The organism is Marinobacterium sp. NO-S09, assembly GCF_059179545.1.
On record NZ_CP168954.1, the window covers coordinates 4,045,381 to 4,059,223 of the forward strand.

Below are 13,843 nucleotides of genomic sequence, written 5' to 3' on the forward strand. Positions count from 1 at the left end.
GCAGGGTGTTAGAGCAAGCGTCCAACCCGCGTCACCAAGACAACACCCAGCGCAGAAAGACAACCGGTGGCGACCCAGGTCAGCTGCCAGCCACCGGCCCAGCCTGCCAAAGCGCCAATCAATGGCGGCGTGACAAACTGGCCCAATGCAGACAGCTGTAACATCCAGCCTACCGCCGTGGACACCACACTGGTATCCGGTGCCAGCCGCACAGCCAGGGAGAACAGCACCCCTGGAATCACGCCACTTACGGAAGAAAACACCAAAACGGCCGCATAACGTAGCCAGGGCAAGTCAGCCGTGACATCCGAAAACGCTGTCCAGGTCGTGAGCGTCATCACGGCAAAACCGAAATACAGCAATTGCCGCGGCCCCACACCGGCCTGCAACAACCGCCCGGAGGCAGCGTTGCCAACCACATTGGCAACCGCGGCAAAGGCGGTCAGCACGCCCACCAAACTGCCTTCCAATCCTGCTTGTGTGTAAATGGATGGCAGAAAGCCGATCACCGACAACCACTGCCCTGAATAGGCCGCGAAGATCATTGCCACCAGCCAGGGGCCGGGGCTGCCGAGGATAATTTTCAGCCGTGCCAGAATGGCGCGCAGCCCCGCCATCGGCGACCCCGAACGCGGATTATTATCGCGCTGGTCGGCCGGTACCCTCAGCAACACCAGGCTCAGCATCACCAGCGTCACTGCAGCAATCAGCCACCACCAGCCCTGCCAGCCCAGCTGCTGCATAAGCCAGGGGCCGATCAGCAAGCCCGTGCCCGTGCCAAAGCCCATATAACAGCCCCACCAGCCCAGGCTCACACTCAGTTTTTCCGCTGTCACCAATTGGCGCAGCAGACCGGGGCCTGACAGGGTCACCAGCAGGAAGCCAAAACCTTCAAAGCCGCGCAAGACCAGCAACTCGGTGGCTGAACTGGCAAAGCCACCCAACACACTGGTCAGGGTCAAAATTCCCAGGCCCGTGAGAATACTGCGCCTCAAGCCGGCGCTATCAGCCAATACACCGATCAACGCCCCAGCCAGCATGCCTGCCAGTTGAACCAGCGACAGCATGAACCCGGCCTGCACCAGGCTGACTCCCAGCTCATCCTGCAACACCGGAATCGCCGGAGGCAATTTACCGATATGCAAGGCAGCGGTAATTCCGGCCAACATCACCAGAATTTCGGGGGGGAGCCTGCGGGGGCGGGCGGCTATCGTATTCAATGTAAAAGACCTGTCACTAAAAACAGCGCATTGTACGCCCCGTCGCACTGAACCAAAATGGCTTGCGGGCGTACAAAGCCTATATAAATAAACGGAGACAGCCATGAAACGCCTGATGTCATCCATCCTCGGGCTATGCCTCAGCCACACGGCAACTGCTGCCGAGCCGAACACTGACGCCCTTTTCGATCATCAACTGAAACGACTACATGCCGATGAAAGGGTTGATATGCGGGCAGCCTTTTCCGGGCATCCGATGCTGGTGATTAATACCGCCAGCCACTGCGGCTTTACACCTCAGTTTGAAGGCCTTGAAAGCCTGCACCAGCGCTACAAGGACAAAGGATTGAAAGTGGTCGGCTTCCCGTCCAACGACTTCATGCAAGAAGCCAAGGATGAAGCCAAAATAGCCAAGGTATGCCGGTATAACTTCGGCGTTACCTTCGACATGTTCAGCCCCATTGCCGTTCGCGGCAGCAATGCACACCCCATATTCCAGGAAATCGCACGACAAACTGACAAGCCGCCGCGCTGGAATTTCTACAAGTATGTTATCGACGCTGAAGGGAATGTGACTGCAGCCTTCTCCAGCATGACAGCACCGGATGATGAAGACCTGCGCAAGGCGATAGAAGCGGTCCTCTGATCACGACACCTGACGCTGAACCCGGCCATCGCGACCAATGCAGAAGATATCGAAGTCTTCAGCCAAAAACAGGTCGCCCTGATACTGGCTCAGCGCTTCACTGCGTAGGTCTTCCAGTGAAGCATCGCCTGAGCGCCGCGGCACCTTGCGATAGCGCGGGCTGAAATGGGTCAGAATCAGTGCCGGTATACTCTGCGACTGAGCAAACTGGGCCACACGAAGCGCACTGCTATGCTGCGGCTCAGGGCCCACTTTCTGCAATACCGGTTCAGTGTAGGTCGCCTCATGCACCAACGCATGCACGCCCTCACAGGCACCAGCCAAAAGGTCAGGACGGTCATTATCACCGCCGACCACAAGCGAGCGTGCGGCATAGGCCGGCACAGCGTAATCTTCACCGTTCAGCTCACACCCATTATCCAGCGTTACCCGTTCGCCCTTCTGCAGACGCCCATACACAGGTGATGGCGGCACGCCTTCACGCTGAAGACGTTCGGTATCCAGCCCGGTGGGAATCTGACGCTCATCCAGCCGATAGGCCCAGCATTCCACACGATGTCTCAGCCGTGTTGCCGTAATACCAAACTCATCCAGCTCCAGCGCCAGCTGCGATGACACCTCCACAAACTCCAGCGGATACTCAATGCGCAACTCCGTGTGCTTGATAACCGCCTGCAAATAGGCCCACACGGACGCCGGACCAACCAGTATCAAGGGGTCGGTACGTCCACTCAACTGACAGGAAGCCAGCAGCCCCGGCAAACCGTAGCAATGATCGCCATGGATATGCGTGATCAGGATTGCTTTCAGCTTGAGCGGCGATAACCGGGTGCGCTGCAACTGATGCTGAGTGGCTTCACCGCAATCGACCAGCACCCAACCCCGCCCCCGTTCTGGCTGAATGGCTATTGCACTGACGTTCCTCTGGCGTGTAGGTGCACCGGATGAGGTGCCCAAGAAGGTGATATTCATGAGGGGAGTTTAACGGGTCAAGGATAGCTATTGATATGTGAAGTATATGTACGCCTTACTATTTTGAACACTTTTTAAATAATTACTGCCTGTGCGGCAGCGAACCACAACGCAACAAGCAAGAGGATTACCCAATGTTTCTCAGCTGCCTGTGCGGCAGCGAACCTGCAGATGGCGAATGTGCTTGTTGCGGAGCTTTTCTCAGCTGCCTGTGCGGCAGCGAACGCCCCACTCGACGCAGTTGTTAATTGCCTCCTTTTCTCAGCTGCCTGTGCGGCAGCGAACCAAGGTCTAGCGCCTGCTGGCCAGCGTCTCCGTTTCTCAGCTGCCTGTGCGGCAGCGAACGCCGCTATTGCAAAGGCAGACTTGATGCCTTTTTTCTCAGCTGCCTGTGCGGCAGCGAACGACATTACCCCAGTGGCCGTAAGTTCAAATAATTTCTCAGCTGCCTGTGCGGCAGCGAACATGGCACGTCTTTATCGCGCACGCGCGCGTTGTTTCTCAGCTGCCTGTGCGGCAGCGAACACCCGCTAAACCTGGGCACTCAACTGATCTCTTTTCTCAGCTGCCTGTGCGGCAGCGAACAAGCCTACGCTGTGCGTCATGGTGCGCATGATTTTCTCAGCTGCCTGTGCGGCAGCGAACGGCGGCGCTGTCTCAAGCGGCGCGGGGGCTGTTTTCTCAGCTGCCTGTGCGGCAGCGAACCCTGCCGGCACCCTCATCACCCTGCAGCAATCTTTCTCAGCTGCCTGTGCGGCAGCGAACCTGAGTACGAAGCCCTAGACGCATTCTGTGTCTTTCTCAGCTGCCTGTGCGGCAGCGAACTAACCATGGCGATGATAAGCATTCGGCGACAATTTCTCAGCTGCCTGTGCGGCAGCGAACGACGACACCTCAGGAGTTTTACGCGGGCGACTTTTCTCAGCTGCCTGTGCGGCAGCGAACAACTACAACCCTAATTCTTACTTGTCGTCTTTTTTCTCAGCTGCCTGTGCGGCAGCGAACATATAGCCTGCCCCCCTGCTTCCGTACCGACTCTTTCTCAGCTGCCTGTGCGGCAGCGAACGCCTTTGCCTATGGCGCCACCCGTGGCTACCATTTCTCAGCTGCCTGTGCGGCAGCGAACAACACCCCATCAGGAGCGCGGCTTATGTCGCCTTTCTCAGCTGCCTGTGCGGCAGCGAACTACCCCCTAACACCACGCTGAGGGGTATTGAGTTTCTCAGCTGCCTGTGCGGCAGCGAACTGTTGATGGCCTGGGCCCGTTTATCCGCACGCTTTTCTCAGCTGCCTGTGCGGCAGCGAACTTGGAAGCCTCGGATACTATCTCGAAATTTCATTTCTCAGCTGCCTGTGCGGCAGCGAACGTTGTTTATGAAAGACGCGTCTACGAAGTGGTTTTCTCAGCTGCCTGTGCGGCAGCGAACGCAGGCCTGAAGATTACCGGCTGCCTGCTGCATTTCTCAGCTGCCTGTGCGGCAGCGAACTCGTAAACCACACCATCCACGGAGTCGGTGACTTTCTCAGCTGCCTGTGCGGCAGCGAACTTGCCGCCATGCAGTTCAAGGATATTCGTGAATTTCTCAGCTGCCTGTGCGGCAGCGAACGGCTGTGGGGGCGTCATTGAGCCGTCCGCGGATTTCTCAGCTGCCTGTGCGGCAGCGAACGGCGTTGCTGATAGCATATCCGGCCTTGAGCATTTCTCAGCTGCCTGTGCGGCAGCGAACTAATATCTCCGTCTGATTCAGCCGGAATGTTTTTTCTCAGCTGCCTGTGCGGCAGCGAACGACCCAACACTGGGCGGTATAGCTGACGGCATTTTCTCAGCTGCCTGTGCGGCAGCGAACACGCATCATTCAGATCAGCGGTGTTGATGCCGTTTTCTCAGCTGCCTGTGCGGCAGCGAACACCGTGACAGAGTTGATGATGTGGGTATCCGTTTTCTCAGCTGCCTGTGCGGCAGCGAACGAGTACATTGACGGATTGGAAACGGTCACTCATTTCTCAGCTGCCTGTGCGGCAGCGAACGCACGTGAAGAAGCTGAGCGTCTGCTGAAGCTTTTCTCAGCTGCCTGTGCGGCAGCGAACCTCCTCGGTGCGGAACATGCTCGGGCCGCCTTTTTCTCAGCTGCCTGTGCGGCAGCGAACTGGGCGCTTCCGATACGTTCACGTATGCTGCTTTTCTCAGCTGCCTGTGCGGCAGCGAACCGACCAAGCCCGAAGGATTGGCCTTCTTCATCTTTCTCAGCTGCCTGTGCGGCAGCGAACCACGCCCTGGTGGTGTTGCGTATGATGCTGCTTTTCTCAGCTGCCTGTGCGGCAGCGAACCGCTCTTTCGTGCTGTAATCGATCAGGTCAATTTTCTCAGCTGCCTGTGCGGCAGCGAACTGTTCGGCAATGATGAGCCATCTAACATGGAATTTCTCAGCTGCCTGTGCGGCAGCGAACTAGTTGCATCGACTACAGATCAACCTGATGCTTTTCTCAGCTGCCTGTGCGGCAGCGAACTCGACGAAACCGACTACCTATCGAGCGTGCCTTTTCTCAGCTGCCTGTGCGGCAGCGAACTTTGCGACGTGATCACCGGGGCGAACCGTTACTTTCTCAGCTGCCTGTGCGGCAGCGAACTAGAACAATAAAACTATAACTCGCTGATTTTTAAAGAACAAACTCATAAACACCTGTCTACCCCCTTTTCTCAAGGGGGCAGGTAAGTGTTTGATTTAACAGTGTGGTTTTCTTTACACCCGAGAAAGGGTCAAAACCAGGGGATCGTTGCCTGCCGGCTGAGCCCATAGGTATTGAACTCGGCACTGGTCGGCTGTTCCCTCAGCTCGCCCTGCTCTATAAACAGGGTAAAACTCTGCTCCGTGCTTTGGCTTCTCAGGTGCACATAAGGCAGATCCGGTCTACGCTCCACACTATCAGGGATTGCGGCGGCTGCCTGTTCCCAGGTTTCGCCCTTGCGCTTCATGCGGCGCCGACGCAGGCGTTCGCTGCTGGTTTTGAACTGACGTCGGGAAACGATCCGGTATTGCACCGACTCAGGGACCAGCAAGATGTCCGAACACTGGATATGATCAGACATGCCCTTCAGCCAGTTCTGCGTCATCAGCTGCGATAGTGCAGCCCGAGTCCCGTGCAATCGCAAGCGGTCGCCCATTCCCCGGGGGGATTGACTATAGCCCGGGAAGCTGACACCGATTTTACTGCTCTCGATCGTCACCAGCGCACGATGCAACTTCCCATAGAGCGCCCCCATCAAGAAACTGACCGGAAACTCCGGGTCCGGCAGGAGCCTGATTTCCAGATAGGCATCCATATCAACCCGCCTCCCCGAATACCCCGCCACGAATCAGCGTTGCCATCACAAAGTGCTGGTCGCCTTCGGCAGGCTCTTTGTCCTTAAGTACCCAGTTATCCAGCAGGTTATAAAAATCCGCTTTTGCCTTCGGCTGGCGGAAAGCCTTGCCCTGGGTTGTCACCGATCCATAGGGCTCAACGGCAATTGGGCCAAGGTGCACGCCCTCCTCCATCGGGTACCAGGTATCAATGGTGCGCAGGGCATTACCGATCTTCTGCGAGTGCATCCCGGCGATGCCCTGTACCTGATACAAGGTACGGCTCTTGTCCCCCTTGCCTTTGTCCAGGATCAGTTCCTGTGACGGGAAAACTTCCTGACCTGCTCCAATACGTGCAAACGCGGTCACTTCCAGCAGAACATGCTGCTCACCCGCCAAACCGAATTCGATCAGTTCCGACAAGGCTTTCAAGCCCGCTTCGTTGTTGCCTGCTTCCTCAAAACCACGCAGTGAGTAGCTCAGGGCATCGAAGCCCCAGGTTTGTTCGCGCACACCCTGTTTGAGATGCGAAACCTGCACGTCCACTTCTTCCACGCCGACCCGGTTGCGCCACAGGAAGCGGCCGTTCGCCAGGTTGGTTGCATAGCGATGCGCCAGTGCCGCAAAACCATGCTGCTGCACATAGCCGGTAATCACTTCATTCAGTTTTTGCTGATAGTCGGCGTTATTGCAGGCAGAAGGCGTACCGGCACCGGACAAAACGCGCAGGGTAAAACGCAGCATCAGGGTGTCTGCTTCGCTGGGCAGGGTTGCCACATCCACCGTTTGCAGGTTGGGGTTCTCAATCGCCGCATCCAGCTTGGCAGGATCCTGATCTTTGGTTTTCAACCGGTTGGAGATGGTGCCACGTACCGACTTTTCACGTACTTCAATGGGCTGCCAGTTGTCCGCATCCTGTCGGTTCGACCAGTTGCCTGCAAACATCAGCGCATCGGATACATCCAGCTTACGCTCGAATGCCAATACAGATGCGGTCTTCAGGATTTCTTGCTTAGCCATGTCAAAACTCCTTTTCTGCTTCACGCTGTGCAGTCTGTTGATAGTCGTTGTTCAAGCGATAGGTACCTGTATCCAGGTCGTTATCCACGTACCAGATGAAGTCATTGAACGATTTGAAGCGGTGTGGACTGACCCACTGACCGATGGAGTAAATGCCTTCCACAAACCGGAAGGGGGTTGTTTGGTCGCGGGCCGCTTCGACCTGCCCAACCTCATACAGCTCCGACAGTGCTGCAAAACCAATGGGGATGGGCACCAGCCAACCGGCATGATCACGGCGGATAAACCATTCCCCCCCCTCTTCCGTTTCACGACAGTCGTGATTCAGGCGCGACAGATCCAGCCAGGCGTCCAAAAGATCCGTGTTAGGGTCGGTTTGCTGCATCAGGTCTCGATGTTGCTGTAACAGGTCATCCCTGAGCACTAGCGAGAATCCCGGCAACAGCTGTTGCTTAAGACGGCGCAGCTGACGTTCCCTCACGTCCGGTGTCTCATCGACTCGTAGCAACCAGGGGCGGCGCTGTTTTTGTCCCGGCAGCGGCGGCTGAATGGTACCCCCCGCTATACGTAACGTGGCAAGCAGGTCAGCCACCTGCTGAGCAAAGGCTTGTGTTTCGTCCTCCCCACTCAGGCGCAGGTCTTTCAGGTCAACTTCAAGCACCAGGCTGATGTCCAGATGGATACGCCCTTCTTCAACAATGGCGGCGGTCTTGCCGTCTTTACCCACAGGGTTGCGGGTCAGATGAAAGGCGCGGGTATAGCCGCCTTGCGTCACCTGTGCCTCATGCTGATGACAGACCACACCAATTCCGTTGAACGCCACATCCAGATTGGCCGCTGCACATTTCCGTTCCAGTGCGTGCATCATGCCGACAAAGGCGGTCATGGCCGGGAAGCCCCAGGTAAATACCCCTGAAATGGCGTTGGCGTTCTGAATACGCAGCCGCGGCAGCACCAGTAAAGTATCGGGATCAGACATCCAGCACCTCCCGCAAGGCATTCAGTTTCTTGTCGATACGGCGGCTCCATTCACGGTGCTCGGCATCCCCTGCCGGGAGGCCAGACAGTACCTTGTTCACCTGATTGGCAAACCGGCTCTGCACTTCTTCCACCCAGTCGCCAAAAGTACGACGTGCCGCAAAATTCTCATCCAGCTCAACGCGCCAGGGATCAAGCCACAGCTGTTCAGCCTCGACCAGCCGACAATCGGGATCGGCCGACCAGCCAGGCTCCAGTTGCTGCAGGTGGGCGCTGAACAGGATCAGCTCCTCGATCAGCGCATCGACATAGGCATCAACTCGCGTGCGGGTATGCACATTGACCGGTGGGTTACTCAGCAGAAATTCATGCATCCGTTTCATTAGCCAACGAGGCTGTTTCTGACGCATAAAACGCGGGAAAACTGACTCCATTTTCAACGGTGGGCGGTTGTCTCGAGCGCGCCATACCGGCGGCAGAGAGGCCAATAGGTAGTTATTGCCGCCCCGTTCACTGTTGAGTTGAGAGATATTCTGCGGCTTAGTGCCTCCCAGCTTTTGGGTAGCGAAATTCAGGTAGTCGGCATGACCCGTTGCGGACAACTTGTTTTCCCGGCGAGCCTGACGCGCGGCTTTGGCTTCCTCACTGAAACGGTCGTGCTGAATACGTTGAAAAATACGATGAGACAGTGAAGAAGCATAGAGCGGCGACAGCAGGTGAAAGTCTTCATTCCGGGTCGGCTCATCACCGACAAGCCAGTAGATCTGCTTGGCGCGGGTACTGGAACGGTCGCCCCCCTTGCCTTGAGTGATCAACGCAAAGGACTCCAAAAACTCCCCGGCCTTGGCCGGATCGTCACTCAGAGCATCCAACAACTCGGCGTTTTGTTCCAACGCCAGAGACAGGAGAGTCTGCCCCTGAAATTCCAGCTTGAGGAACTTGTACACATCCAGCGCAGCGGCATTACCCACCACATCGGTGGCATAGTTATCGTCCAGCAGGTGACTTCCAACCCAGGGTTTATCCGGTAGGGCGTTGGGGGGAATGAAAAGATTCGTACCCTTGGCATCAGGATGAACCGCCTTCAGGGTATGCGTCACCACCTGCAATTGCCCGACACGCCGGGCAGCATCTTCGATCCAGTTGTCGAATCGGTACTGCTCCTGAAGCTCCACATATTTGGGATCATCAGGTTTGAGCTTTTCCAGCTTGGCAGCCAAACGCTCTTCGATGAACGCTTGCATCAACTGCCTCAGCTCTGCGCTTCGTGCGCCGGGCTCCTGCTTCATATCGCCTCCGTGAGCCTATTCCATTTTGTCCAACCCTTTGCACCTTACTACCGGTGCTTGGTAAAACCCAGTGCCGGGTGGAACACCCAACCATTGTCATTCTGATCCAGTGACAGCGTGCCGAAACGCCGTGCACATACCTCGGGACTCAGGCCCATCTCGTCAGCCAGCAGTTCCAGCGCTTCGAGATAACTCACCACACCCCAGGTCACGATGCCGTCAGCCGATTCAAGCTCGGTTTGATGAAACAAGTGATCCACTGGGATATAGATATCCCGGCGCTGGTGGCGATTAAATTCAACCCGGTGCAGGCATGCATTTACCCCCTCTTCATCCGGCAACAACACCAGATCATCCTGTTGCGTAGGACTGTTACGGAAGCGCTGCTTGCGTTGCAACATGGCCGTGAGCATGGCACCGGATTGGCGGTAACAACTGGCGGAGGAAAGCGGTTGTGTCACCCGGCTGCTACGTCGACGCCGATTGCCGCCGGAGGCCTCCTGAGCCTGAGGCTCACCCAGCATCTGTGACTGCAGACGGGCGTGTTCCAGATCGACCAGGTTATCGCGGGCCCGGAGTTCGTCACGCGGCCGTATACGAGGCCTGGCATCGATCACATCCCGCTCCTCGGGCTGCAGAATTTTTTCCAGATCATGACTGTTCAACAGGCAGTCATAATCCTCGAACCCGGGGCGGCAGAACGCAGGTTGCCCCCTATGTTCCAACGCCCGCAAATTGGTGTGCATCAAGACGATATTGGGCGCTGTGCAGGTTTCCGGTCGATGCCGGCGCACACGTCCGGCCAGCTGAATCAGAGATCGCATGGAGGACGGCTCGACAATAGCCCAGTCATAATCGTGGTCCCTGCCGACCTCGGAGACAGGGCTGGCCAACACAATAAAGAGCTGATCCTGTTGTGGATAAGCCTCAATTCGCTGGCGGATATCTGGCCGATCAAAGACAGCGTGACTGTCCTGTCGATTCAGCGCCCCATCCAGTTGCTGCTCAATCACGGAACGGATCAGCAGGGGATACTGGGAGTGATAAACACAGAGGTGAATCAGCGTACCGGTCTCGGCACCAGCTCGGTAGATGGCCTTGGCGACCTCCACCAGCGGTTCGATATTGGCCATGCGGATCAGGCCAAAGCTGACCTTCTTGTCGGTGTGCGGGTCAAGAGTATGGTGACTTTGATGCAGACGCTGAGCCTGTTGCAACAGATCACGCGCAAAGCTCCGGCGCAGCTCATCCTGCTGTCCCGACAGCAACGATATCTGCGCCAGTTCTGCACGGCGACGTATCTCATCCTGTGCCAGCGCCTGGTGACGCTTCTCGACAAAGCCGCGATGGGCCTGTGCATAACTCTGCTCGTCCGGGCAGTCCTGGTGCAGGCGATCATGCTCATCAAACCAGGCACAGCAGATATTCACAGGCGTTCCCGGCTCGCCACGGTTGCACTGATATTCCTCCCGCCCCGCCTTGTAGGCACGGAACAGCCCTTCGGAGAGTGACGGCGGTAACGTTGCCGAAGACAGCAGTACCCGACTGCCCAGCAAGCCGCACCAGTACACCAATCGAGTCAGGGCCGGCAGGTCGTTCAAGTCAAAATCATCGATCTCATCCAGTACCAGGTCACTGCTCATCAACCGCAGCATGGGGGCGACCTGGTGCCCGCCGCGCTCACTTTCGGTCGCCGGTACCAGATGATCGACCGTACACACCAGTACCGGGGCCGATATCAGCGCCTTGATCCGATCATCGTGTCCGGCCGTTTTCAGCACTGGATGTTCGGTAAAATTGCCTTCATAGACCACATGGCTGTCTTCAGGCACCAGTGACTGAACTGATGCCGAGCCGCTGTTCTCGGCCTGTGCTTCATAAAACTCATACAGTTGGCGGCTGGCACTGCCGCCCACCCTGACGGCCAGTTCATCATCGCCAAGGTTCAACCGGTCACGATAGGCCTGGCCAGTCTGCAACGTCAGGGTTCTCAGCCCCAGCGCAACGGAGAAACGGGCACCCTGCTGCGGGTTGGCCAGGGCATAGAGGATACGCCCGTTCGCCAGAGTCTTGCCGCATCCGGTCGATGCCATATTGATACCGAAAAATCCCTGGTTGGAGGCTTTTTCCCTGAGTCCTTCGGCCAAATCGAAAGCCCGGTCCTGCCATCTGAAACGTTGAGCCTTGCTCCGCTGGCGGAATCCCTTGTGTCGCGCCAGCCTTGGCAGGCTATCGCTTAGCGTGGGCAAGTGATGACTGACACTGCGGCTGACCTTGGCCACGCCCAACAGGTGCTCGTCCAAACGCTGGCACAGCTCCCCCGTTTTACGCTCGGTATTGGCATAGAGCGGATAATCGGTTTCGCCCCGTACACGGTCACCGGATTCGGACAGGCTGGAGTAGTGATGATCAGACAGCATCAACGATAACCGGGCCAGGTGCAGGACATAGGCGTTGCTCAGCCAACCATCAGCGGCGCGATCCAATCGCTGTAGCAGACGCTGAGCATACTTGGCGGCTTGGGTACGCCAGCGCCGAGTCGTTACCGGAAGCGGGGCATTAAACGTCCAATAGGGCTGAATCGCCTTGAGATCGGCGTTGTCGTTGCGCTGATTCCACTGCGCATCGATATCCAGCAATGGCGCTTCAAGATCCTCGGATCTCAGCCCCTCAAGCTCGGGACGACAGGGCAAGCGGTGATGGGTCAGCACCAACCAGCCGATCGTCTGCGCCAGCGGCGGCAACGTCCGAAAGGGATAGGCTTCGCCATCTCCAAGGCCGTCTCTGATCAGCCCTGACAGCCAGGCATCGCTGGTGGCTTCCGTATCCGCCAGGCGGGACAGCCAGCCCGCATCGTCGTCCGAGCCCACGAAAGACTGAAACAGGCGTAAGGATATCCACTCATGACGATAGAGGTTGGCACCTTCAGGCCACTTGCCCTGCAGCCGCAGCTGGAAGGCGGCGCACGCCTTGCCGAGATCATGCAGCAGCGCAGCCATGGCGGCCAGCAGCTTTATATCCTCGGCGGTATGCCAGTCATTTTCATCCTGCTGCCGCAGAATGTTGCGCCGGGTGGTGTTGGTCGGCGCGGCGCCTTCGGCATTGAAACGACCGGTATCACCGACGATCCACATCAGCTCGCTGTGGTCCTTGCCCCTGATCCAGTGACAGGCCACCGCCGTGTTCTTACGTGCCGTTTTACGCAGCAGTTTGCGCAGTGTCGTCAGGCCATCCCAGGTGATGGGCGTCTGCCAGGTGCGATCCCCTCTGCGTTCGGCAAACTGGTCCAGAATACGGCGCGTTTCGGTCAAAGCATTCTTACTGCAACGGGAGATCAGCAGTACGTTCATGCTGCAGGCTTCCCTAGCGTGGTGGCGATATCCTTGAGCGTATCAATCATGAAATCCAGCGCTTCAGCACGGGTCAAAGACTCTATACATTGCCGCCGGAATTCTTGCTCTTCTTCCCCTTTCACCGCCGATAGAAATGCCTGTGGCAAGACCAGTGCATCCTTGACCAGATCCGCCACATCAAACACCAGCCCACCTCGGCGCGTTTTGCCATGCAACACAGCCAGACCATGCGGCAAACCCAACACCCAGGTTGCTGTAGCACCCAGCCCGTACGCGAGGTAGTTACCGTGATCGAGGAAACGGTTGGCCGGATCGGTGCCGCTGCCACGTTTGGCGCGAACAAAATCGCCGTAGTCCACAGCTCGTGCCGCCAACTTGAACAGGTGCTTGGTCAGCCGGGCTTCTTCGGTCAGCAGAGTGGTTACGTCAGATGCACGTTGAATACTGGCCCGGTGCTGGTCGAGTATCGGCACTAACATTTCAGATGCAATGCCAAATCCCTGCTCTTTAAGAAGCCTGTTTTGCAGCCAGTGCTTTTGTAGCTGGTCAAGCCTTGCTTGCTGAATCATGCGAGCCGCTTCCAGCCGCTTCTCATCGTCAAACCAGAAGCAGACCCAACCCTGCAGATATTCAGTCGGCCGATACTCGCTTTGCGGTGAAAACCAGGCAACCTCAATGTCCACCTCGTTGGCGCTGAACAAAGGCGTTCCACCTCCGCCACAGAACCCTACCAGAACACCGGCCTTGGCCAGTTCACGCATGGCGGCCTGAGTGATGGAGGTGCCGTTACCCAGTAGTACAGTGGTGGTATTGGCGATGGGGATATTCCAGTAGTTGGAGCGCCGCCCTTCATCGGTGACATATTCCACGCGGCCACCGTTCACCAGCACACGGCAGTATTCCAAGTAATAGATATTGGCACGTTTGGAGTGAAGGATCGTTTTCAGATCGGAGGGTGAGAGATCATCCATGCTGCATCCTGCCTTTCAATTGAACCTAATGCCCTGTTCCGTTTTCAATCCTG

The 13,843-nt window shown here is 57.1% G+C and carries 9 protein-coding genes and 1 CRISPR repeat array; of the genes, 1 reads left to right on the forward strand and 8 read right to left on the reverse strand.

Features of this window, described 5'->3' with window-relative positions; genetic code table 11:
- Positions 1–8: 8 nt before the first annotated feature.
- Positions 9–1,220, reverse strand: a complete 1,212-nt coding sequence (locus tag O3C79_RS18650; protein WP_494384304.1) for an MFS transporter — start codon at positions 1,218–1,220, stop codon at positions 9–11.
- A gap of 103 nt (positions 1,221–1,323) precedes the next feature.
- Here O3C79_RS18650 and O3C79_RS18655 point away from each other — a divergent pair, with 103 nt between their 5' ends.
- On the forward strand, positions 1,324–1,866 hold the full coding sequence (locus O3C79_RS18655) for a glutathione peroxidase (protein ID WP_494384305.1): 543 nt from the start codon (positions 1,324–1,326) through the stop codon (positions 1,864–1,866).
- Here O3C79_RS18655 and O3C79_RS18660 read toward each other — a convergent pair whose 3' ends face one another.
- The 7 genes from O3C79_RS18660 to cas1f all read right to left on the reverse strand — a co-directional run bounded on the left by O3C79_RS18660 (position 1,867) and on the right by cas1f (position 13,790).
- Complete coding sequence (locus O3C79_RS18660; protein ID WP_494384306.1) at positions 1,867–2,838, reverse strand: ribonuclease Z; 972 nt, start codon at positions 2,836–2,838, stop codon at positions 1,867–1,869. It lies immediately after the preceding gene.
- 137 nt (positions 2,839–2,975) lie between these two features.
- Positions 2,976–5,466: direct repeats of the CRISPR family, unit length 28 nt; unit sequence TTTCTCAGCTGCCTGTGCGGCAGCGAAC.
- Positions 5,467–5,596: 130 nt separating this feature from the next.
- A complete protein-coding gene (cas6f, locus tag O3C79_RS18665; protein ID WP_494384307.1) occupies positions 5,597–6,160 on the reverse strand; it encodes a type I-F CRISPR-associated endoribonuclease Cas6/Csy4 in 564 nt (187 codons plus the stop codon).
- Between the two features lies 1 nt (position 6,161).
- Positions 6,162–7,199, reverse strand: a complete 1,038-nt coding sequence (csy3, locus tag O3C79_RS18670; protein ID WP_494384308.1) for a type I-F CRISPR-associated protein Csy3 — start codon at positions 7,197–7,199, stop codon at positions 6,162–6,164.
- Between the two features lies 1 nt (position 7,200).
- Complete coding sequence (csy2, locus tag O3C79_RS18675; RefSeq protein WP_494384309.1) at positions 7,201–8,178, reverse strand: type I-F CRISPR-associated protein Csy2; 978 nt, start codon at positions 8,176–8,178, stop codon at positions 7,201–7,203.
- Positions 8,171–9,466, reverse strand: a complete 1,296-nt coding sequence (gene csy1 / locus O3C79_RS18680; RefSeq protein ID WP_494384310.1) for a type I-F CRISPR-associated protein Csy1 — start codon at positions 9,464–9,466, stop codon at positions 8,171–8,173. The genes csy2 and csy1 overlap by 8 nt, the downstream gene beginning before the upstream one ends.
- 47 nt (positions 9,467–9,513) lie before the next feature.
- Complete coding sequence (cas3f, locus tag O3C79_RS18685) at positions 9,514–12,816, reverse strand: type I-F CRISPR-associated helicase Cas3f (RefSeq protein ID WP_494384311.1); 3,303 nt, start codon at positions 12,814–12,816, stop codon at positions 9,514–9,516.
- Entirely contained in the window at positions 12,813–13,790 is a 978-nt protein-coding gene (gene cas1f / locus O3C79_RS18690) for a type I-F CRISPR-associated endonuclease Cas1f (protein ID WP_494384312.1), read from the reverse strand. Before cas1f ends, cas3f begins: the two co-directional genes overlap by 4 nt.
- Positions 13,791–13,843 lie beyond the last annotated feature (53 nt).

Coding starts and splice junctions, on each gene's coding strand:
- O3C79_RS18655 (WP_494384305.1), top strand. CDS start 1,324: ATGAAACGCCTGATGTCATCCATCCTCGGGCTATGCCTCAGCCACACG.
- O3C79_RS18660 (WP_494384306.1), bottom strand. CDS start 2,838: ATGAATATCACCTTCTTGGGCACCTCATCCGGTGCACCTACACGCCAG.
- cas6f (WP_494384307.1), bottom strand. CDS start 6,160: ATGGATGCCTATCTGGAAATCAGGCTCCTGCCGGACCCGGAGTTTCCG.
- csy3 (WP_494384308.1), bottom strand. CDS start 7,199: ATGGCTAAGCAAGAAATCCTGAAGACCGCATCTGTATTGGCATTCGAG.
- csy2 (WP_494384309.1), bottom strand. CDS start 8,178: ATGTCTGATCCCGATACTTTACTGGTGCTGCCGCGGCTGCGTATTCAG.
- csy1 (WP_494384310.1), bottom strand. CDS start 9,466: ATGAAGCAGGAGCCCGGCGCACGAAGCGCAGAGCTGAGGCAGTTGATG.
- cas3f (WP_494384311.1), bottom strand. CDS start 12,816: ATGAACGTACTGCTGATCTCCCGTTGCAGTAAGAATGCTTTGACCGAA.
- cas1f (WP_494384312.1), bottom strand. CDS start 13,790: ATGGATGATCTCTCACCCTCCGATCTGAAAACGATCCTTCACTCCAAA.